Consider the following 19,087-nt stretch of genomic DNA (forward strand, 5'->3'; position numbering starts at 1 on the left):
CCTCCGCCGTGACGCTGCTTCCGACGGCGTCGATCGCCGCTCTGCGCCCGCGGGGCCGGCACGTGCAGGTGGGTCTGCTCCTCGGGCCCGACGCCGCACCGGCGATCCCGCTCGGCCGGGTCATCGCCCAGGAGCTGGAGCTGCTGGGCAGCCACGGCATCGCCCGGAGCGGCTACACGGCCCTCCTCGACGACATCGTCGCCGGCCGTCTGCGCCCCGCCGACTCCGTCGGCCGCACCATCGCCTTCGAGGACCTGCCCGACGCCCTCGCCGCGATGGACGCCCCCGCCGCGACGCCCGGCATGACGGTCGCCGTCCTGGCCCCCTGACGCGGGCCCGCAGGAGCACGGGCAGTCCCGGTCCGGTGGGTCTCGATTCCCCGCGTCCCGCGGCGTCTCGACCAGCATCGACCCGTTGCCCGTGCCTGGTGGGTCTCGATAGGCCGCGTCTCGCGGCTACTCGACCGGCACGACTCGGGCACGCCCGCCCTGCTCGACCGCAGGAGCAGGTGGCCGCCGCTCGACGAGGCGGAGCCCGTCGACAGCGATCCGCGAGTCAGCGGATCGATGCCGGGCGACGCACCTCGCTCTGCGGAACGCGCCACGTCGTGAAGCCGACCGCGCCGCGGCGGGCGGGGACCGCCGCGCCTTTCGTGGAGCCCGTCGACAGTGATCCGCGTGTCAGCGGATCGATGCCGGGCGACGCACCCCGCTCTGCGGAACGCGCCACGTCGTGAAGCCGACCGCGCCGCGGCGGGCGGGGACCGCCGCGGAAGAGGACTCAATCCGTCTCGATGAGGATCCCGTCGTGGATGGCGCGCTTGCGGAGCGCCACCTTCGTGCCGACGTCGATGCCGACGACGCGGTACTTCTCGCGGATCCGCTTGAGGTACGACTTCGCCGTCTCCTCCGAGATGCCCAGCTCGAACGCGACCGACTTCACCGGCTCGCCGCCGCCGTAGAGGGCCATCACGCGGCGCTCCTGCGCGCTGAGCTTCGGCGCTCCGTCGGAGTCGCCGGTGGAGAGCGCCATGTCGAGCTCGTGCGAGATGTAGGAGTGGCCGTCCTTGGCCGCGCGGATCGCCTCGACGATCATGTCCGCGTCCTCGGTCTTCACCAGGTAGCCGAGGGCTCCTGAGGCGAGCGCCTCGCGGACCACGGCGGGCTCGGAGTAGGTGCTCATCAGCACGGTCTTCACCCCGGTGGTCTTGAGGGTCGAGAGCTTCACCGAGATCGGGATGTTGTCCTTGAGGTCGAGGTCGAGGAGGACGACGTCGACGGGGAACTCGGGGTGCGTGAGCAGCTCGGGCCAGGAGGCGACCGCGGCCACCAGCTGGATGTCGGAGGCGGCTCCGCGGATCCACTCCGTGAGCGCTCCGAGGAGCATCTTGTGGTCGTCCACGACCGCGAGAGTGATCTTCGCGTCAGCGGTGGGTGTCATCGGTGTCCTTCGGTCGGCGGTCGTCGGCGGTCTCTCGGCGGCTGCTCACCGGTCGGCGGGATTCTCGACCAGGCAGTCGATCTCGATCCGGAGCTCCCCGTCGCGCGAGGTGTCGCGGAAGACGCCGACCTGAGCGATAGCCTCCCACGTTGCCGGATCGACGCCGCGCAGGGGCGCGCCTGAGGAGCGGAGCGTGATCGGCACGAGCAGTCCTCGGGCGGCCGTCCCGGCTCCGGGATCGCGGGGACTGCCCGACTCGACGTGGAGGACCACGGCGAGCCCGGTCGCGCTGTCGGCCATCAGCCAGATCGCCGAGAGGAGCCCGTCGCGCTGCTGGTGCCCGAGGAGTCCGGCGGTGCCGTCCGGGTCGTCGAGCTCGACGAGCGGCGCGAGCAGCTCGGACTCGAGCACGGCATGGTGCAGCCAGGTCTCGCGCCGCCCCTCGATGAGGTGGAGGCGGAGCTGGGTGGCGAGCGAGGTCGCGTGGGCGGCGCGCTGGGCGTCGAGGGGCAGGCGGACCGAGCCGTCGCCCACCTCGGCGAGGAGGCGCTCGGCGGCGAGGTCGAGCCGTGCGAGCTCCTCCGAGGCGAGCATCCCGACCGCGTAGCGCGGGCCGAGCGTGGTGCTCTGCACGAGGGCGCGGTCGATCTCGAGCTGGACCATCCGGCGGAATCCGCGCATCATCACGACTACGACGACGGCCGGCGCGATCGTCACCACGAGGGCGCTGATGCGCACCGAGAGCGCGCCCGCGCCGCCCGACTCCATCGAGAGGAACGCGATCACCTCGGCGATCGCGACGAGGGCGCTCACCGCGAGGATCTCGATCCCGCGCCGGTGGACGATCAGCGCGGCGTGCGCGACGGCGCCCGCGACCGCAGCGGTGGGGACCGTGCGGGCCGCGCCGGAGTCGGTCACGGCCACCAGGTCGAGCACGACGGCGGCTCCGACGGCGACGAGGAAGCAGAGGTAGACCGGGAGCGGGAGGCGGCGTCCGCCGAGGTGGATCGCGAGGACGGTGGCCCCGAAGGCCAGGACGACGAGGACCCAGGCGATCGCCGCGGGCGCGAGGTCGCTGTAGCGGGCGGAGGTCGAGAGGAAGATCAGCAGCTCGTAGGTGAGGATCGCGGCGGCGATGCCGTTGAGGCCGCTGCCGAGGTAGTTGGTGCCGAGCCCCTCCTGCTGGCGGCGGACCGAGCGGGCCGACCGGGAGGAGCGGCCGTGCGTCGCGGGCACGCGTCCCAGCAGCGGGGCCCGAGACTCCGGTGCGGGGCTCACTTCGGGACCTCCAGCACCACGGTCGTCCCCGATCCGGGGGCGCTGAACAGGCGGGTGCGGCCGCCGACGTCGCCGAGCCGGGCGATCACCGACTCCTTGAAGCCGAGCTTCGTGTCGGGGACGGTCGCGATGTCGAAGCCCGCGCCCGCGTCCGTGACCATCGCGCGGACGGTCGTCTCGTCCTCGGTGATCGTCACGTCGGCCGAGGCGACGCCGGAGTGGCGGCGCACGTTCTCGAGGCACTCCGCCAGGGCGAGCACGAAGGAGTCGAGGGCCGCGCCGGTGAGCGCCACCTGGCCGGAGCCGTGCCAGATCACGTCGAGCCCCATCCGGCCGAAGCGGTTGCGGACGTTCTCGAGTGTGTTGGCCGCCGGGGCGGAGGTGACGCTGGTCAGCTGGTAGGAGCCGGACGCGCTCGGGGTGGGGGTCCCGCCGAGCCGGAGCTGGCGCAGGAGCTGCGCGTCCTGCGCCGCCTGCTGCCGGAGCGCGTCGACGGACACTCCGCGTCCCGAGTGCGCGAGGAGCGTGAGGGTGGCCAGCACCGTGTCGTGCAGGAGCCGCGCGCCCTGCCGGCGCTGCGCCTCCGTCTCGCTGGCGAGGCGCTCCACGCGGTGGGCGTTGCCGATGCTGTCGATCCGCCGCACCACCCGCGGGACCGCTGTGCCGATCCAGAGGGCGAAGCCGCAGAGCGTGCCCCAGGGCAGCAGGCTCTGGACGACCACGGTGGGGATCATGGTGCCGCTCGAGACGAGCACCGACGGGATCAGGCTCGGGAGGAGCACCGGCAGCAGCAGGAGCAGGCGGCGCGCGGACGTCGTCACGACCACGGCGATGCTCGCGGTCACGGCGTTCGCGGTGTTGACCAGGACGAACCCGGCGAAGTCGGCGCCCGGAGCGAGCCCCAGCGCGAGGCCCCAGCCCAGCAGCAGGCCGCCGACGGCGACCGCGATCACTCGGCTGCGGCGCCCCGTCCGGGCGAGCTCGACGTGGGCGGCCATCATGCCCAGGAGCAGCGCGACGGCGAACGGCACGGCGGCGGGCTGGAGCGTCCCGGGGATGAGGGCCATGCCGAGCGCCCCCGCCTCCGTGAGCAGGCCGATCCCGCAGGCGGAGTGGCGCAGCAGCCGGTCGCGCTCGCGGGCGCTGCGGATCATCGGCACGCTCTGGCCCCCTCCGGTCGTGGCGCGGGGCTGGCCCCCGTCTCACGATAGCCACTGCCCGGGTCGGTCGGCGCGGTTCGGGGCGACGAACCGCGCCGGGGTCGGGCGGGTCAGGCCGTCGCGGGATGCGCCAGCAGCCGGGCGAGGTGCGCGCCGACTGCGTCGTCCTCGATGAGGAAGCCGTCGTGGCCGAACGTCGAGGTGATCACCGCGACCTCTCCGCCGTCGAGGGCGCCGGGAGCGTGCGCCGCGATGATCCGCTGGCCCTCGACCGGGAAGAGCCGGTCGCTGTCGATGCCGAGGACGAGGGTCGGGCTGGTGATCCGGGAGAGGGCGGCCGCCTCGCCGCCCCGGCCGCGGCCGACGTCGTGCGAGTTCATCGCCTCGACCAGCGTGATGTAGCTGTTCGCGTCGAAGCGGCGGGTGAACTTGTTGCCGTGGAAGTCGAGGTACGACTCCACGGCGAAGCGGCCGCCGCCGCCGAGCGGGCTGAGCCCCGACTGCCAGCTGCGCTCGAAGCGGTCGTTGAGCTCGGAGGGGCTGCGGTAGTTGAGCAGTGCCATCCGGCGGGCGAGCGCGAGGCCGTGGTACGGGCCCTGGCCGTCGCCGGCGTCGTAGTAGGAGCCGCCCGCGAAGGCCGCGTCGTTGCGGATCGCCTCGAGCTGCACGAAGTTGAGGGCGATCTGGTCGGCCGTGGCCCGCGGGGGTGCTGCGAGGACCGCGAGGCGCGCGACCCGCTCCGCGTGGTCGATCCCCCACTCCAGCGCCTGCATCCCGCCCATCGAGCCGCCGATGACGGTGTGCCAGCGCTCGACGCCGAGCAGGTCGCTGAACTGCACCTGCGCCCGCACCTGGTCGCGGATGCTCGTGTACGGGAACCGTGCGCCCCACTCGTGGCCGTCGGGGGCGAGGGACGCGGGCCCCGTGGAGCCCTGGCAGCCGCCGAGCATGTTCGGGGCGACCACGAAGAAGCGGTCGGTGTCGATCACGAGGCCGGGGCCGACGAGTCCCGACCACCAGCCGTCCGTCGCGTGGCCGGGATCGCCGCGGCCGAGCAGGTGGGAGTCGCCGGTCAGCGCGTGCAGGACGAGGACGGCGTTGTCGCGGCGCTCGTTCAGCGCGCCCCAGCTCTCGAAGGCGATCCGGGCGTGGGGGAGTCGGCCGCCCGCCTCGAAGTCGAACGGGCCGAGGTCGACGAAGCGGCGTCCGCCCGGGTGGTCGCCGTCGCGCCAGGCTCCGGTGGCGGGCGGCTTGCCGATGACCGAGAGGAGCTGGCGCTCGGTGACGAACGCCGACGGGACCGTGTCCTCGAGTGTCTGCTGCCAGTCCATAGCGCTGTCCATCGTGTCAGAGCGCCGCAGGGCGGAGCCGTTTGTTACGCCCTGCTCCCGCGCTCCTCCGCCCGCGCGCGGAGCGCCCCGACGCGATCCCCGCGGACGGGGACCCCGTCAGGGCGCCGAGGGGCCTCAGGCGTTCGCGCGGGAGGCCTCGACGACGGCGCGCGCGGCGCGGAGGGCCTGGTCGAGGTCGGCGCGGAGGTCGTCGACGTTCTCGAGTCCCACCGACAGGCGCACCAGGCCCGGAGTGACGCCGGCGGTCAGCTGCTGCTCGGGCGAGAGCTGCGAGTGCGTGGTCGACGCGGGGTGGATGACGAGCGAGCGGACGTCGCCGATGTTGGCCAGGTGCGAGAACAGCTCCAGCGAGTCGACGAAGGCCCGGCCGGCGTCCACTCCGCCCTTGAGCTCGAACGAGAGCACCGCGCCCACGCCCTTCGGCGCGTAGCGGTTGGCCGCGGCGTACCAGGGCGAGGTGGGCAGGCCCGAGTAGTTCACCGAGGCGATGTCGGAGTGGTTCTCGAGGTACTCCGCGATCTCCTGCGCGTTCTGCACGTGGCGCTCGATCCGGAGCGAGAGGGTCTCGATGCCCTGGATGAGCTGCCAGGCGCTCGCCGGGGCGATCGAGGCGCCGAGGTCGCGCAGCAGCTGCACGCGGGCCTTGATGATGTAGGCGAGGGAGTCGCCGACCGCGTCGGTGTAGACGGCGCCGTGGTACGACTCGTCCGGCGTGGTGAGGCCGGGGAATCGCTCGGCGTTCGCGGTCCACGAGAAGCGTCCGCCGTCGACGATCGCTCCGCCGATGACCGTGCCGTGGCCGCCGAGGAACTTGGTCGCCGAGTGCACGATGATGTCCGCGCCGTGCTCGAAGGGGCGGATCAGGTAGGGCGTCGCGATGGTGTTGTCGACGATCAGGGGCACGCCCGCGTCGTGCGCGACATCGGCCACGGTGCGGATGTCGAGGATGTTGATCTTGGGGTTGCCGACGGTCTCGGCGAAGAACAGCTTCGTGTTCGGGCGGACGGCGCGGCGCCACTCCTCGCGGTCGTCCTGGTTCTCGACGAAGGTCGTCTCGATGCCGAGCTTGGCGAGGGTGTACTTGAAGAGGTTGTAGGTGCCGCCGTAGATCGAGGACGACGAGACGATGTGGTCGCCGGCCTGGGCGATGTTCAGCACGGCCGCGGTCTCGGCGGCCTGGCCCGAGGCGAGCAGCAGGGCGCCGGAGCCGCCCTCGAGGGCGGTGAGCCGCTCCTCCACGACCGCCTGGGTCGGATTCTGGATGCGGGTGTAGATGTTCCCGAACTCGGCCAGCGCGAACAGGTTCTGGGCGTGCTCCGCGTTGTCGAAGACGTAGGAGGTGGTCTGGTAGATCGGCGTCGCGCGGGCCTTGGTCACCGGGTCCGGCGCGGCGCCCGAGTGGATCTGCTTGGTCTCGAACTGCCACTTCTCGGAGTCGGTCATGGTGCTTCCCATCGGATCGTCGGGGTCGGGGACGGGGCCGTTCTCCGTCGCGACGAGCGTACGCGGGGGCCCGCCGGGCGGCCAGGACCGCCGACACACGGGGTAACGGCCGTCAGCGCCGCTCGGGCTGCCGGTCGCGCTTGGCGCCCGTGGGGTCGGCGCGGTCCGGGCGCGGAGGCCTCTCGTCGGCCACCGGGGCGAAGAGCCAGGCCGCGCGGGGCTCGACCAGCCGGTGGAAGACGGTGCGGGTCCAGCCCAGCGAGAGCGCGACCGAGACCGCGATGCAGAACACGATCATCAGCACGAGGGCGAGCGTGCTCTCCGTCTGCGAGAGGATCCCGGACTCCCGCAGCGGATAGAGGACGAAGCTGTGGAGGAGGTAGACGTACATCGTCGACTGCCCCCAGGCGGTGAGCGGGGTGCGGCGGCGGGGCACCAGCGCGAAGAGCGCGAGCGAGAGCACGACCGCTCCGGCCATCAGGGCCAGCCGCACCAGTCCGGCCCACCACTGGGTCTCGCCGAGGGCGTCGTAGGGGCGGTCGTAGAAGAACCAGTAGCGCAGGTCCGCTGCGCGGAACGCCTCGATGTTGACGGTCATGACGACCGCCGTGACCGCGAAGAGGACGACCGCGAGGATCCGGGCGAGGAGCACCCGCGACGGAGGCTGATCGAGCCAGCGGCCGACGGCGGAGCGGCCGCCGGGGGCGAAGCCGCGCAGGCGCCAGCCGAACACGAAGAACGGCAGGATCCCGATCGCGCGCGCGAGCGAGAAGGTCGAGTCGATGTTGTCGTAGTAGCTGACCCCGACCGCGAGCACCACGCTGATCAGCAGCGGCCAGCGCAGCAGCGCCAGGTAGGGGAGGACGAGGCGGAAGATGCCCAGCGCGAGCAGGAACCACAGCGTCCAGCTCGGCTTCGTCGGGTTGAACTCCTGCTTGCCCTCGACCAGGAACTGCACCAGGGTCCAGATCGTCTCCATGATCAGGTAGGGCAGGAGGATGTCGGTCAGCACCCGCCGCATCGCGCGCCCGCTCGGTGCGCCGCTCTTGGAGAAGTAGCCCGAGATGATCGCGAAGGCCGGCATGTGGAAGGCGTAGATCGTCAGGTAGACGATGAGCGAGGTGTCGGAGTTGGCAGTCAGCCGCTGGACGCCGTGCCCGATCACGACGAGGGTCACGCAGACGAAGCGCGCGTTGTCCCAGAGGGGAACGCGGCGCTTCGGGGTGACGGCTGTCCCGGCGGTCGCGGGAACCGGGTCGGCGGGCGGCACGCGGCCAGACTAGCGTTGGCCTGCGACGACGGAGTCGAGGGTGTCCGAGGCTTGACGGAAGGGGACGGGCGTGGATCGACGCGTTGTCGTGACAGGAGCGAGTTCAGGGATCGGGGCGGCCACGGTCCGCCTGTTCCGCGACCACGGCTGGGAGGTCGTCGCCGTCGCGCGCCGGCGCGACCGGCTGGAGGCGCTCGCCGCCGAGACCGGCGCCGGGTACTTCGCCGCCGACCTCACCGACGCCGCCCAGGTCGACGCTCTGCGCGACCACCTCTCCTCCTCCGGGCCCGTGCACGCCCTCGTGAACAACGCGGGCGGCGCGCTCGGACTCGACTCGGTCGAGAGGTCCGACCCCGAGGACTGGCGCCGCATGTTCGAGATCAACGTGCTCTCGGTGAAGCTCGTGACCAGCGCGCTGCTCCCGCTGCTGCGGGCCGGGATCCGGGGGAGCGGCACCTCCGCGGACATCGTGACGGTCACCTCGATCGCCGGCCACGTCGCTTACGAGGGCGGAGGCGGGTACAACGCCGCCAAGCACGCCGCGCACGCGCTGGTCGCCGTGCTGCGGCTCGAGCTGGCCGGCGAGCCGATCCGCGTGATCGAGATCGCGCCGGGGATGGTGCACACGGACGAGTTCTCGCTGGTCCGCTTCGGCGGCGACCGGGAGCGCGCCGACGCGGTCTACGCCGAGGTCCCCGACCCGCTGGTCGCGGAGGACGTCGCCGCTGCGATCGTCTCCTCGGTGGAGCTCCCCGCCCACGTCAACCTCGACCTCGTGACCATCAAGCCGGTCGCGCAGGCGGCCCCGCACAAGGTCGCGAAGGGACCCCTGGCCCCGCGCGCCTGACCGATGTGACGCGGAGGCCCGCGACGGCCTAGCCTGTCCCTCATGGTTTCCGACGCCGACGACTCCGCCGCCCTCCTCGCCGCCACGGAGAAGGAGGTGCTCGGCTGGCTCGAGTTCGGCGACGCCGCTCGGCACCTGGCCGACGACGTGGTCGCGTCTGGCTACCGGCCGGAGCTGGTCGTCGCCATCGCGCGCGGCGGTCTGCTCCTCGCGGGCGCCGTGGCCTACGCGCTCGGCATCAAGAGCTGCGGGGCGCTGAACGTCGAGTTCTACACCGGCGTCGAGGCGCGCCTGGCGGAGCCCGTGGTGCTGCCGCCGCTGCTCGACGAGGCGTCCGTGCGCGGCAAGCGCATCCTCCTGGTCGACGACGTCTCCGACTCCGGCCACACCCTCGCCCTCTCGGTGAAGCTCATCCGCGCGATGGGTGCCGAGGTGCGCACCGTGACCCTGTACACGAAGCCGCGCACGGTGCTCGAGCCCGATTTCTTCTGGCGCCGCACCCCGCGCTGGATCGTCTTCCCCTGGTCGGCTCTGCCCCCGGTGGACGGAGCCCTCGCCGAGGACGACGAGTGAGCGTCCACCTGATCGGCGGCGGAGGCGGCGTCGAGCACGACCAGCAGCTGTACGGGGCGTTCCTCGCGGAGGCGCGCGCCCACGCGGTCGACGCCGGCCGGATCGAGGGCCCGCGCATCGCGATCGTCGTCGTCCACGACGGGCTGGGCCCCGAGGCCTACGCCGGCTACGCGGCACTGCTCGCGACGGTCGGCTCGCTCGACGCGTTCGCCGTGATGAAGCCGGAGGGCGGCCGGATCGATCCCGCGGTCTTCGACGACGTCGACGGGATCTTCGTCGGCGGAGGGCTGACCCCGGCCTACCGCGACGCGCTCGAGGCCTGCTTCCCGCGGCTGCGCGATCTCGTCTCCTCCGGAGTGCCGTACGCCGGCTACTCGGCGGGAGCCGCCGTCGCGGCCGACCGCGCCCTCGTCGGCGGCCACCGGATCGGCGGCGTCGCCGTCGTCCCGGAGGGCGCGGCGGAGGAGCTCGACGAGGTCACGGTGCTCGAGGGCATCGGTCTCATCGACGTGACGGTCGACGTGCACGCGGCGCAGTGGGGGACCCTCGGCCGCCTGGTCGCGGCCGTCGAGGCGGGCCTGGTCGACGGCGGCGTCGCGCTCGACGAGTCCACCGTGCTGATCGTCGGCACCGGCGCGCTCCGCGTCGGCGGCGCCGGCTCGGTGTGGCGCGTGAGCGGCAGCGACGCCGGAGTCGTCGTCGCGACGCTCGCGGCGGGCTGACCCGGTGGACCTCGCTGAGCTCGCGGCCTCGGGACTGATCGACAGGGGCTGGGCGGAGGCGCTCGCCCCCGTCGCCGGGGACATCGCCGCGATGGGCGACTTCCTCCGCGGCGAGGTCGCGGCCGGCCGGCCCTACCTCCCCGCGGGCCGCGACGTGCTCCGCGCCTTCGCCGCACCGCTCGCGGACGTGCGCGTCCTCATCGTCGGACAGGACCCGTACCCGACGCCCGGGCACCCGATCGGGCTGTCCTTCGCGGTCGAGCGCCACGTGCGCCCGCTGCCGAGGAGCCTGCAGAACATCCACCGCGAGCTCCGGGACGATCTCGGCGTCGAGCCGCCCGAGCACGGCGACCTCAGCGGCTGGACCTCGAGCGGCGTGATGCTGCTCAACCGGGTCCTCACCGTCGCCCCCGGCGCTCCCGCCTCGCACCGCGGGAAGGGCTGGGAGGCGGTCACCGAGCACGCGATCCGCACGCTGGCCGCCCGGGACGCGCCTCTCGTCGCGATCCTGTGGGGCCGCGACGCCGCGTCGCTCCGCCCGATGCTGGGGGAGGCCGGAGTGATCGAGAGCGCGCACCCCAGCCCGCTGTCGGCCTCGCGCGGCTTCTTCGGCTCCCGGCCGTTCAGCCGCGCCAACGCCCTCCTGGAGGAGCGCGGCGCGGAGCCGGTCGACTGGAGCGCTCTCGCGTGACCGGGCGCTCGCCCGCGGGGCGGCTACGCTGGCCCGGATCGATGGGCGGAGCCGAAGGGGAGCCGGATGCTTGAGGAAGAGTACGAGAGCCGGCGCGTCCTGCCGCCGCACCTGCGGAAGGCGCCGCCTCCCGAGCCCGGCTTCTCGTTCGAGATCCGCGACGCCCGCGACGCCGACCTCCCGGACATCCGCGAGATCTACAACCACTACGTGCGCAACACGGTGGTGACCTTCGACGAGGACGACTCGACGCTGAAGGAGTGGCGGACGAAGTTCTCCCGCAACCAGAAGCTCGGGCTGCCCTTCATCGTGGCCGTCTCGCCGTCGGGCCAGATCCTCGGCTACGCGATGGTGTCGCCGTGGTCCTCCAAGCGGGCGTACCGCTTCACCGTGGAGAACTCGATCTACCTGCGGGCGGCCTCCACCGGGAAGGGCCTCGGCCGGGCGCTGATGGCCGAGCTCCTTGAGCGCGCGAAGGCCGTGGGGATCCGTCAGATCATGGCCGTCATCGCCGACAAGGGCGCGGAGGCGTCGCTGGCGATGCACGCGCAGTTCGGATTCGTCGAGGTCGGCCGGATGGGCCGCGTCGGCTTCAAGTTCGAGCGCTGGCTCAGCACCGTCCTGCTGCAGAAGACCCTCAAGTAGGGCCGACCCGCCCCTGCGAATGCGCCTCATCGACAGGTGCCGGGGAGCGCGCCGTCCCTACACTGGACGGCATGGAATGGCTCGTCCCGCTCATCGTCGTCGTCGCGCTCGTCGTCATCCTCGGGGTCTACCTCTGGGCGACGTACAACTCGCTGGTCACCCTCAACGTCCGCGTGGACGAGGCGTGGAGCGACATCACCGTCCAGCTGAAGCGCCGCGCGGATCTGATCCCCAACGTGATCGACTCCGTGAAGGGCTACGCCTCGCACGAGCGCCAGGTCTTCGAGTCGGTGACGCAGGCTCGCGCCGAGACGCTCCAGGCCCAGGGCCCGGCGGAGGCGTCGGTCGCCGAGGACCACATGCAGAGCGCGCTGAAGTCGATCTTCGCGGTCGCGGAGGCGTATCCCCAGCTGCAGGCGAGCCAGAACTTCCTCCAGCTGCAGGGCGAGCTGGTCGACACCGAGGACAAGATCCAGTCGGCCCGGCGCTTCTACAACGGCGGCGTGCGCGAGATGAACACCAAGGTGAAGGTCTTCCCGAACACGCTCTTCTCGCGCCGGCTCGGCTTCTCGGAGCGCGAGTTCTTCGAGGTCGGCGATCTCGCCGCGATCTCGGAGCCCCCGCGCGTCCAGTTCTAGGCAGACGCCGTGTACAGCGCGATCGCCCGCAACAAGCGCAACACGGTTCTGATCCTCGTCCTGTTCCTGGTGATCATCGGCGGCCTGGGCGCCCTGGCGGCAGCGGTCTACCGCAGCACGACGATCGTCGTGGTGGTCCTCGTGATCGCCGCCGGGTACGCGTTCTTCCAGTACTTCTTCGCCGCTCGCCAGGCGGTCGCGCTCAGCGGTGGCGTGGCGGTGGAGAAGGCGGACGAGCCGAGGCTGTACCGCATCGTCGAGAACCTCTCGATCGCGACGGGCACGCCGATGCCGAAGGTGTACCTGATCGACGACCCGGCACCGAACGCGTTCGCGACCGGCCGTGATCCCGAGCACGCCGTCGTCGCCGCGACGACCGGCCTGCTCGCGATCATGGACGACGCCGAGCTGGAGGGCGTGATGGCCCACGAGCTGGGCCACGTCCGCAACTACGACATCCGCGTCTCGATGATCGTCTTCGGTCTCGTCGTCGCAGTGGGCTTCCTCTCGGACGCCTTCCTCCGCCTGGCCTTCTTCGGGCGGGGCGGCAACGGCAACGGCGGGGGCAACCCCGCGCTCCTGGTCGTCGGGCTGGTGTCGATGGTCCTCGCGCCTATCGTGGCCTCGGTCGTCCAGCTCTCGATCTCCCGTCAGCGCGAGTACCTCGCCGATGCGACCGGTGCTCTGACGACCCGCCACCCCGACGCCCTCGCGCGCGCCCTGCTGAAGCTCGAGTCCGCGGGCCGGCCGATGCGGCGGCAGAACAGCTCGATGGCGCACCTCTGGATCGCCGACCCGTCGAAGCCGGGAGTGGTCGCGCGCCTCTTCGCGACCCACCCGCCGATCGCGGACCGCGTCGCCCGCCTCTCCGAGATGGGCTCGCGCTTCTAGCAGGCCGATCCGGCCGACGCCCCGTCGACGATCGCCGCCCGCCCGGATCCCGCCCCTGGCAGCGCGGCACGCGCCACCGCGCCGGACGGGACGTCATCCGGTCGGAGCCGCCAGCGGACCGCCGTCGACGGTCGTCAGGTACTCGGCGAAGACCGGCGCCGGGTCGATGCCGCTCGCGGCCGCGTCGACCAGCGCCCGCCGGACCAGGGCGAGGACGACGGTGGCCAGGACGGCCGCCCGGTGCGGGGACGTGCGGCCGAGCCCCATCCGCTCCGCGAGGAACGGCGTCAGCGCCTCCTCGCCGTCGTGCAGCGACTGCGCCCAGACGGCGCGCATCGCCGAGGTCTCGGTCAGCAGGGGGATCAGCCGGAGGGTGCGGTCGAGCTGGGGACCGGAGGCCGCCGCGGCGAAGGCGTGACCGAGCGCCGCGTTCAGCGGCTCGGCGGCCGGGCGCTCGAGCAAGGCGCGTCCCATCGCGGCGATCGCGGCGGCGAGCACCGGGCGCACGCAGTCCTCCTTCCCGCCGAGGTACCGGTGGAAGGTCCGGAGGGAGACGCCGGCCGCGTGGGCGAGCTCGCCCGTGCCGACCCCGACGACGCTCCCGCGCTCGAGCAGACGGGCGACGCAGCGCTCCGAGAGCGCCAGCGCCAGGACGCCGCCGGGCCCGCTCACGCGATCCTCCGCAGTGCTGCGGCGAGGGCGGCCGCGAGGTCGCCGCGACCGACGACCTCGACGGCGTCGAGGCGGTGCCAGGCCGCCGCCTCGACCAGCAGCGCGGCGAGCCGCTCCGGCGTGTCGGCCGGGGCCCCCGGCTCGAGCCAGGCGGCCTGCACGAGGAGGACCCGGCGCTTGCGCTCGCTCTTGAGGTCGACCCGTGCAGCGATCACGTCGTCGAGGAGCACGGGGAGGACGTAGTAGCCGTGGACCCGCTGCTCGGCCGGGGTGTAGATCTCGATCCGGTAGTGGAAGCCGAAGAACAGCTCGGCCCTCGGCCGGTGCCAGACCACGGGGTCGAACGGCGAGAGGAGCGCGTCCGCCCGGAGCGTGCGGGGGCGTCGGGCGTCGACGTGCCGCCAGAGCGGCACGGGTCGCCCGCCCCGCTCCCAGCCGCGCACCTCGACGCGCTCGAGCTCGCCCGCCTCGACCAGCTCGTCGATCGCGACGCGCGTGGGGGACTGGAGCAGCCGGTGGTAATCGGCCAGGTCGCCGAGGGTGCCGATCCCGTGAGCCCGGGCCGCCCGGCCCACGAGCTCGCGGACGGCGTCGGGGAGGGGCACGTCGGCATCGAGCACCGCGCTCGGGAGGAGCCGCTCGGCGAGACCGTAGGAGCGCTCGAAGCGCGTGCGCCCCGCCGTCACCACCTCGCCCTAGCGGAACAGGACCTCGAGGCCGCGCTTGATGTCGGACCAGCCCCACCAGGGTCCCGTGCGGACGTTGGCCTCGTGCTCGATCTCGGAGGCGCGGAGGGGACCGTCGGCGAGCGCGGCGCGGAGCCAGTCGAGGGTGGCGCGGTTCTCGTGGGCCCAGCCCTCGTGCTCGGGCAGGCGGACCCGGCGGTAGTGCTCCATCCGCCAGCGGTAGAGCGGGAGATCCTCGCGGCGGACGAGGGCGGCCTCGTGGGCCCAGTACTCGACGTAGGGGCCGTCGGGGGAGAAGGCCGCGGCGTCGAGGAGGGAGCGATCGTACGGGCCGAGCCGCGCGAGCAGCGGCAGGTAGTGGCTCCGCTCGAAGACGTTCACCGAGTCGAGCTGGAGCGGGCGGATCCGGTCCACGGCGGCGCGCACCCGGCGCGCGTCGACCCGGGAGGGACGGGGGACGCCGAACCCCTGCGCCGCCAGGGCGATGCGGCGCGCCAGCGCGGCGGAGAGCTGCTCGGTCATGGTCCGCCCACGCTAGCGAACGCCCCCGACATCGCCGTCCCCGATTCGGCCCCCGGCGTTCGCCCGGCATTCACCGCCGCGCTCCCTCGCCGACTCGCGGCGCTCCTACCGTGCCCGAGGCCGTCCCACCGGGGCGGCCCACCCGACTCCTGGAGGACCCTTGACCATTCAGCGCCTGTCGCGCGCCGCCGCGGTCGCCGCCGCCGGCACCGCCCTCGTCTTCACGCTCTCGGCCTGCTCCGGCGGCGCCACCGCCTCGTCCGACGGCGGCGGCGCGGACGCGGCGTCCGCCACGTCCGCCGCGGACCTCGGCGGGCTGGACGCCCTGGTCGAGGCCGCGAAGGCCGAGGGCGAGCTCAACGTCATCGCCCTGCCCGACACCTGGGCGAACTACGGCGAGCTGATCAGCGGCTTCGAGGACGAGTACGGCATCACCGTGAACTCCGCCGACCCCGACGTCTCCTCCGCGGAGGAGATCAGCACGGCGAAGAACCTCGCCGGGCAGGACACCGCTCCCGACGTGTTCGACCTGGGACCGGCCGTCGCTCTGGCGAACACGGACATGTTCGCGTCGTACAAGGTCGAGTCCTGGGACGACATCCCCGAGGGGAACAAGGAGGAGTCGGGCCTCTGGGTCAACGACTACACCGGCCTGATGTCGATCGGGTTCGACGCGGACTCGGTGCCTGCGCCCACGTCGCTCGAGGACCTCCTCGGCGCCGACTACCGCGGCTCGGTCGCGATCAACGGCGACCCGACCCAGGCGGGAGCCGCCGCGGCCGCAGTGCAGCTCGCGGCTCTCCAGTCCGGCGGCTCCGCCGACGACGTCCAGGCGGGGATCGACTTCTTCGAGAAGCTGAACGACGCCGGCAACTTCCTGCCGCTGGACCCGACCGACGCCACCATCGCCTCGGGCGAGACCCCGGTCGTCTTCGACTGGAGCTACAACAACCTCGCCGCCGGGAAGGCGAACGAGGGCACCCGCGAGTGGACGACGACAGTCCTCCCGGGCTCCGCCGTCGGCAGCTACTACAACCAGGCGGTCAACGCCGACGCTCCGCACCCCGCGGCCGCGCGGCTCTGGCAGGAGTACCTCTACTCCGACGCCGCGCAGAACCTCTACCTCGCCGCCGGCGCCTACCCGGTGCGCCTGGCCGCGATGACCGAGGCCGGCACGGTCGACCAGGACGCGCTCGACGGCGTCGGCGCCGCTCCCTCCGACCTCGTCCAGTTCACGGAGGAGCAGACCGAGGCGGCCTCGTCGCTCCTCGCCGAGAAGTGGGCCGCGGCGATCCAGTGACCACCGCTCCCGCCGAGGCCGTCTCCGGGGCGTCTGCGCCCCGGAGACGGCGCGGCACCCCGGCCGTGCTGGGCGTCGCCCCCTTCGCGCTCTACGTCCTGCTGTTCCTGGCCGTCCCCACGGTCCTCGCGGTGGCGACCGGATTCACGGACGGAGACGGCCGCTTCACCACGGCTAACGTGCTCGCGCTCGGGGATCCCGTCGTGCTGTCCGCCTTCGGCGCGTCGCTCGGGCTCTCTGCCGTGACCGCCGTCGTCGGCGCGGTGCTGGGCGCGGTCGTGTGCCTGGCCCTGCTCGGCTCCGATCCGCGCGGGGCGCTCCGGACCGTCGTCGATGCGGCGGCGAGCGTCCTCGCGCAGTTCGGCGGCGTGATGCTCGCGTTCGCCTTCATCGCGACGATCGGCGTGCAGGGGCTGGTGACCACCCTCCTCGCGGGAGCGGGCGTCGACCTCTACGCCGACGGCGTGTGGCTCTACCAGCTGCCCGGGCTCGTCCTGCCCTACCTCTACTTCCAGGTGCCCCTGATGGTGCTCACGTTCCTGCCCGCGCTCGAGGGCCTGCGTCCGGAGTGGGCCGAGGCGAACGCGGTGCTCGGCGGGGGCCGGCTCGGCTACTGGCTGCACGTGGCCCTCCCGGTGCTGGCGCCGTCGTTCCTCGGCTGCGTGCTGCTGCTGTTCGCGAACGCGTTCTCCTCCTTCGCCACCGCGGCGGCGCTGATCAGCCAGGGCGCGCAGATCGTCCCGCTGCAGATCCGCGCCGCGCTGGTCAGCGAGACGGTGCTGGGCCGCGAGAACCTAGCGGGCGCCCTCGCGCTCGGGATGCTCGCGGTGATGGTGGTCCTGATGTCCGGGTACGCGCTGCTGCAGCGCCGGGCCCGGCGGTGGCAGCGATGAGGCCCGCGCGGCTCCTGTCCGGGGCGGTGCTCGTGATCACCGGGCTGGTGTTCGCCGTCCCGATCGTCGCGATGGCGGAGTTCACGCTCCGCGGCGCCGGCGGCCACGACCTCTCGCACTGGACGGCGATCCTCGACCCGGAGAACGAGCGCGCCTACCGCTCGCTGTTCCAGGGGATCGGCAACTCGCTGGTCCTCGCCGTCGTCACCGCCCTCATCGTCCTGGTCCTGCTGGTGCCGACGATGCTGCTCGTCGAGATCCGGCTCCCGCGCCTGCGCCGGGCTCTGGAGCTGGTCTGCCTGCTCCCGCTGACCGTGCCCGCCATCGTCCTCGTCGTCGGCCTCGCGCCGGTCTACTCCGTGGTCACCCGGCTCGCCGGCTCCGCGCCGTGGACGCTCGCTCTCGCCTACGGGGTGCTGGTCCTGCCCTACGCCTACCGCGCCGTGGCGGCGGACCTCGCCGGTCTCGACGCCGTGACGCTCTCGGAAGCGGCCCGCTCGCTCGGCGCGGGCCCGCTCGCGGTGCTCGGGAGGGTCCTCCTGCCGAACCTGCGCCGGGGCCTGGTCGCGGCCGCGCTGATCACCGTCGCAGTCGTTCTCGGCGAGTACACGATCGCCTCGCTCCTCAGCCGCACCACCCTCCAGACCGGCCTGGTGCAGGTGTCGAAGTCCGACGCCTACGTCGCCGTGATCTTCTCGCTGCTCTCCCTCCTCTTCGCCTTCGCCCTCCTGATCGGGATCGGCCGCCTCGCGCGGATCGGCCTGCCGACGGGCCGGGCGCGCTCCTCGAAAGGCTCCTCGTGACCGCTCCCACCCTCCCCGGCGCCCGCGTGCGCTTCGTCGACGTGGAGCGGCACTACGGCTCCGCGCGAGCGCTCGACGGCGTCTCGTTCGACGTGGCCCCGGGTGAGTTCATCGCGCTGCTCGGCCCCTCCGGCTGCGGCAAGACCACAGCCCTGCGCGCCCTCAGTGGTCTCGAGCGGATCGACGCGGGGCGGATCCTCGTCGACGAGGAGGACGTCGCCCACGTCCCCGTCGCGAAGCGCGACATGGGCATGGTCTTCCAGTCGTACTCGCTCTTCCCGCACCTGCGGGCGCGCGAGAACGTCGAGTTCGGGCTGCGCACCCGGGGAGTCGGGGCGCGCCAGCGCCGGGCGGCCGCGGGGGAGGCGCTGGAGGTCGTGGGCCTCGGCGCCCTCGGCGACCGCTACGCGCACGAGCTCTCCGGCGGCCAGCAGCAGCGGGTGGCGCTCGCGCGCGCCCTCGTCACGCGGCCGCGGGTGCTGCTGCTGGACGAGCCGCTGTCTGCCCTCGACGCGAAGGTCCGCGTCCAGCTGCGCGACGAGATCAAGCGCCTGCAGTCCGAGATCGGCATCACCACGTTCTTCGTCACGCACGACCAGGAGGAGGCGCTCGCCGTCGCCGACCGCGTCGCCGTGATGAACGCCGGGCGGATCGAGCAGCTGGGCGCGCCGGAGGACCTCTACGCGCGCCCGGCGACCGCCTTCACGGCCCGCTTCGTCGGCCTCTCGACGGTGGTCGCGGGGACGGTCTCGTCGGGATCGGTCCTCGCGCTCGGCGTGCGCCTGCCGCTCGTCGACGCGGCGGCGGCCGACGGGCCCGTGTCGGTGTTCCTCCGCCCCGAGGACCTCGCCGTCGTGGCCGACGGCGCTCCCGACTCCCTGCCCGGAGTCGTCCTCGCCTCGAGCTTCCTGGGGCCGGTGCGGCGCTCGACAGTCCGGCTGTCGACGGGCGAGGAGGTCACCGTCCAGCACGCGTCGGGGCACCGCCTCGAGCCGGGGGAGCGGGTCGGCGTGCTGCCCGCGCGGCGCCCGGTCGCGGTCGGACCGGCACCGGAGCAGGCGGCGGTCGGCGCCGCCGCATGAGCACTCCCCGGGGATACCGCGCGGGGTATGCGCCGGGGCCTAGTCTGGGCAGATGAGACTCGGCAGGTCCCGCCGCACCTCCGGCCCGCGCGCCGTCCAGCCCGCCGACCCGCTCCCCCGGCTCGAGGCGGTGCCCCGACGCGTGCTGGACGGTGACCTCCTCGCCCGTCGACAGCCGG

Annotated in this window: 18 protein-coding genes and 2 pseudogenes; 12 read left to right on the forward strand and 8 right to left on the reverse strand. The window is 73.1% G+C overall.

Translation table 11 applies throughout. The annotated features are described in order from the left end of the window. Positions 1–329 (forward strand): annotated as a pseudogene (locus C5C27_RS11695) (alcohol dehydrogenase); the annotation flags it as partial. 451 nt (positions 330–780) lie between these two features. On the opposite strand, the gene C5C27_RS11700 reads toward C5C27_RS11695, so the two are convergent. The 6 genes from C5C27_RS11700 to C5C27_RS11725 form a co-directional block, all read right to left on the reverse strand. After that, positions 781–1,440 (reverse strand): response regulator, encoded by a 660-nt coding sequence (locus C5C27_RS11700; RefSeq protein WP_104224447.1) that lies wholly within the window; start codon positions 1,438–1,440, stop codon positions 781–783. Between the two features lie 45 nt (positions 1,441–1,485). Continuing rightward, complete coding sequence (locus C5C27_RS11705; protein ID WP_104237842.1) at positions 1,486–2,676, reverse strand: hypothetical protein; 1,191 nt, start codon at positions 2,674–2,676, stop codon at positions 1,486–1,488. A 38-nt stretch (positions 2,677–2,714) separates the two neighbouring features. Continuing rightward, positions 2,715–3,872, reverse strand: a complete 1,158-nt coding sequence (locus C5C27_RS11710) for a sensor histidine kinase (protein WP_104314457.1) — start codon at positions 3,870–3,872, stop codon at positions 2,715–2,717. Between the two features lie 116 nt (positions 3,873–3,988). Next, the gene (locus C5C27_RS11715; protein WP_104314449.1) at positions 3,989–5,209 is read right to left on the reverse strand and encodes a homoserine O-acetyltransferase; all 1,221 of its coding nucleotides are present in this window, start codon (positions 5,207–5,209) and stop codon (positions 3,989–3,991) included. Between the two features lie 135 nt (positions 5,210–5,344). Further along, positions 5,345–6,673 (reverse strand): bifunctional o-acetylhomoserine/o-acetylserine sulfhydrylase, encoded by a 1,329-nt coding sequence (locus C5C27_RS11720; protein ID WP_104237865.1) that lies wholly within the window; start codon positions 6,671–6,673, stop codon positions 5,345–5,347. Positions 6,674–6,785: 112 nt separating this feature from the next. Then, positions 6,786–7,943, reverse strand: a complete 1,158-nt coding sequence (locus C5C27_RS11725) for an acyltransferase family protein (protein ID WP_104314450.1) — start codon at positions 7,941–7,943, stop codon at positions 6,786–6,788. Between the two features lie 70 nt (positions 7,944–8,013). Here C5C27_RS11725 and C5C27_RS11730 point away from each other — a divergent pair, with 70 nt between their 5' ends. The 7 genes from C5C27_RS11730 to C5C27_RS11760 all read left to right on the forward strand — a co-directional run bounded on the left by C5C27_RS11730 (position 8,014) and on the right by C5C27_RS11760 (position 12,950). Then, positions 8,014–8,790 carry an SDR family oxidoreductase gene (locus C5C27_RS11730; RefSeq protein WP_258060501.1) on the forward strand — a complete coding sequence of 259 codons (777 nt, stop codon included), beginning with the start codon at positions 8,014–8,016 and terminating at the stop codon, positions 8,788–8,790. 42 nt (positions 8,791–8,832) lie between these two features. Next, positions 8,833–9,363, forward strand: a complete 531-nt coding sequence (locus C5C27_RS11735) for a phosphoribosyltransferase (RefSeq protein ID WP_104224441.1) — start codon at positions 8,833–8,835, stop codon at positions 9,361–9,363. Continuing rightward, positions 9,360–10,085 (forward strand): peptidase S51, encoded by a 726-nt coding sequence (locus C5C27_RS11740; protein WP_104314451.1) that lies wholly within the window; start codon positions 9,360–9,362, stop codon positions 10,083–10,085. Before C5C27_RS11735 ends, C5C27_RS11740 begins: the two co-directional genes overlap by 4 nt. A gap of 4 nt (positions 10,086–10,089) precedes the next feature. Next, positions 10,090–10,776, forward strand: coding sequence for a uracil-DNA glycosylase (locus C5C27_RS11745; RefSeq protein ID WP_104314452.1), 687 nt, complete (start codon positions 10,090–10,092; stop codon positions 10,774–10,776). A 66-nt stretch (positions 10,777–10,842) separates the two neighbouring features. After that, positions 10,843–11,421: a GNAT family N-acetyltransferase gene (locus tag C5C27_RS11750; protein WP_104224438.1), complete on the forward strand. Its 579-nt coding sequence runs from the start codon at positions 10,843–10,845 to the stop codon at positions 11,419–11,421. A gap of 71 nt (positions 11,422–11,492) precedes the next feature. Beyond that, a complete protein-coding gene (locus C5C27_RS11755; protein ID WP_104225511.1) occupies positions 11,493–12,059 on the forward strand; it encodes a LemA family protein in 567 nt (188 codons plus the stop codon). Positions 12,060–12,068: 9 nt separating this feature from the next. Continuing rightward, entirely contained in the window at positions 12,069–12,950 is an 882-nt protein-coding gene (locus C5C27_RS11760; RefSeq protein WP_104314453.1) for a M48 family metalloprotease, read from the forward strand. A 93-nt stretch (positions 12,951–13,043) separates the two neighbouring features. On the opposite strand, the gene C5C27_RS11765 is transcribed toward C5C27_RS11760, so the two are convergent. Beyond that, positions 13,044–13,622 (reverse strand): TetR/AcrR family transcriptional regulator, encoded by a 579-nt coding sequence (locus C5C27_RS11765; protein ID WP_104249527.1) that lies wholly within the window; start codon positions 13,620–13,622, stop codon positions 13,044–13,046. Beyond that, positions 13,619–14,830 (reverse strand): annotated as a pseudogene (locus tag C5C27_RS11770) (winged helix-turn-helix domain-containing protein). The gene C5C27_RS11765 and the pseudogene C5C27_RS11770 overlap by 4 nt, the downstream one beginning before the upstream one ends. 160 nt (positions 14,831–14,990) lie before the next feature. Between C5C27_RS11770 and C5C27_RS11775 the strand changes: the two are divergent. From C5C27_RS11775 to C5C27_RS11790, 4 genes are read left to right on the forward strand one after another with little or no spacing between them, the layout of a single operon-like run. Further along, complete coding sequence (locus C5C27_RS11775) at positions 14,991–16,130, forward strand: ABC transporter substrate-binding protein (protein WP_104314454.1); 1,140 nt, start codon at positions 14,991–14,993, stop codon at positions 16,128–16,130. Next, positions 16,127–17,023, forward strand: coding sequence for an ABC transporter permease subunit (locus C5C27_RS11780; protein WP_104314458.1), 897 nt, complete (start codon positions 16,127–16,129; stop codon positions 17,021–17,023). Before C5C27_RS11775 ends, C5C27_RS11780 begins: the two co-directional genes overlap by 4 nt. Further along, positions 17,020–17,826 (forward strand): ABC transporter permease, encoded by an 807-nt coding sequence (locus C5C27_RS11785; RefSeq protein WP_104314455.1) that lies wholly within the window; start codon positions 17,020–17,022, stop codon positions 17,824–17,826. Before C5C27_RS11780 ends, C5C27_RS11785 begins: the two co-directional genes overlap by 4 nt. Then, a complete protein-coding gene (locus C5C27_RS11790) occupies positions 17,823–18,908 on the forward strand; it encodes an ABC transporter ATP-binding protein (protein ID WP_104314456.1) in 1,086 nt (361 codons plus the stop codon). The genes C5C27_RS11785 and C5C27_RS11790 overlap by 4 nt, the downstream gene beginning before the upstream one ends. Positions 18,909–19,087: the final 179 nt, after the last annotated feature.

This window comes from Rathayibacter sp. AY2B7 (assembly GCF_002931635.1).
Classification (GTDB): domain Bacteria; phylum Actinomycetota; class Actinomycetes; order Actinomycetales; family Microbacteriaceae; genus Rathayibacter.

Coding starts and splice junctions, on each gene's coding strand:
- C5C27_RS11735 (WP_104224441.1), top strand. CDS start 8,833: ATGGTTTCCGACGCCGACGACTCCGCCGCCCTCCTCGCCGCCACGGAG.
- C5C27_RS11720 (WP_104237865.1), bottom strand. CDS start 6,673: ATGACCGACTCCGAGAAGTGGCAGTTCGAGACCAAGCAGATCCACTCG.
- C5C27_RS11715 (WP_104314449.1), bottom strand. CDS start 5,209: ATGGACTGGCAGCAGACACTCGAGGACACGGTCCCGTCGGCGTTCGTC.
- C5C27_RS11700 (WP_104224447.1), bottom strand. CDS start 1,440: ATGACACCCACCGCTGACGCGAAGATCACTCTCGCGGTCGTGGACGAC.
- C5C27_RS11710 (WP_104314457.1), bottom strand. CDS start 3,872: ATGATCCGCAGCGCCCGCGAGCGCGACCGGCTGCTGCGCCACTCCGCC.
- C5C27_RS11785 (WP_104314455.1), top strand. CDS start 17,020: ATGAGGCCCGCGCGGCTCCTGTCCGGGGCGGTGCTCGTGATCACCGGG.
- C5C27_RS11750 (WP_104224438.1), top strand. CDS start 10,843: ATGCTTGAGGAAGAGTACGAGAGCCGGCGCGTCCTGCCGCCGCACCTG.
- C5C27_RS11755 (WP_104225511.1), top strand. CDS start 11,493: ATGGAATGGCTCGTCCCGCTCATCGTCGTCGTCGCGCTCGTCGTCATC.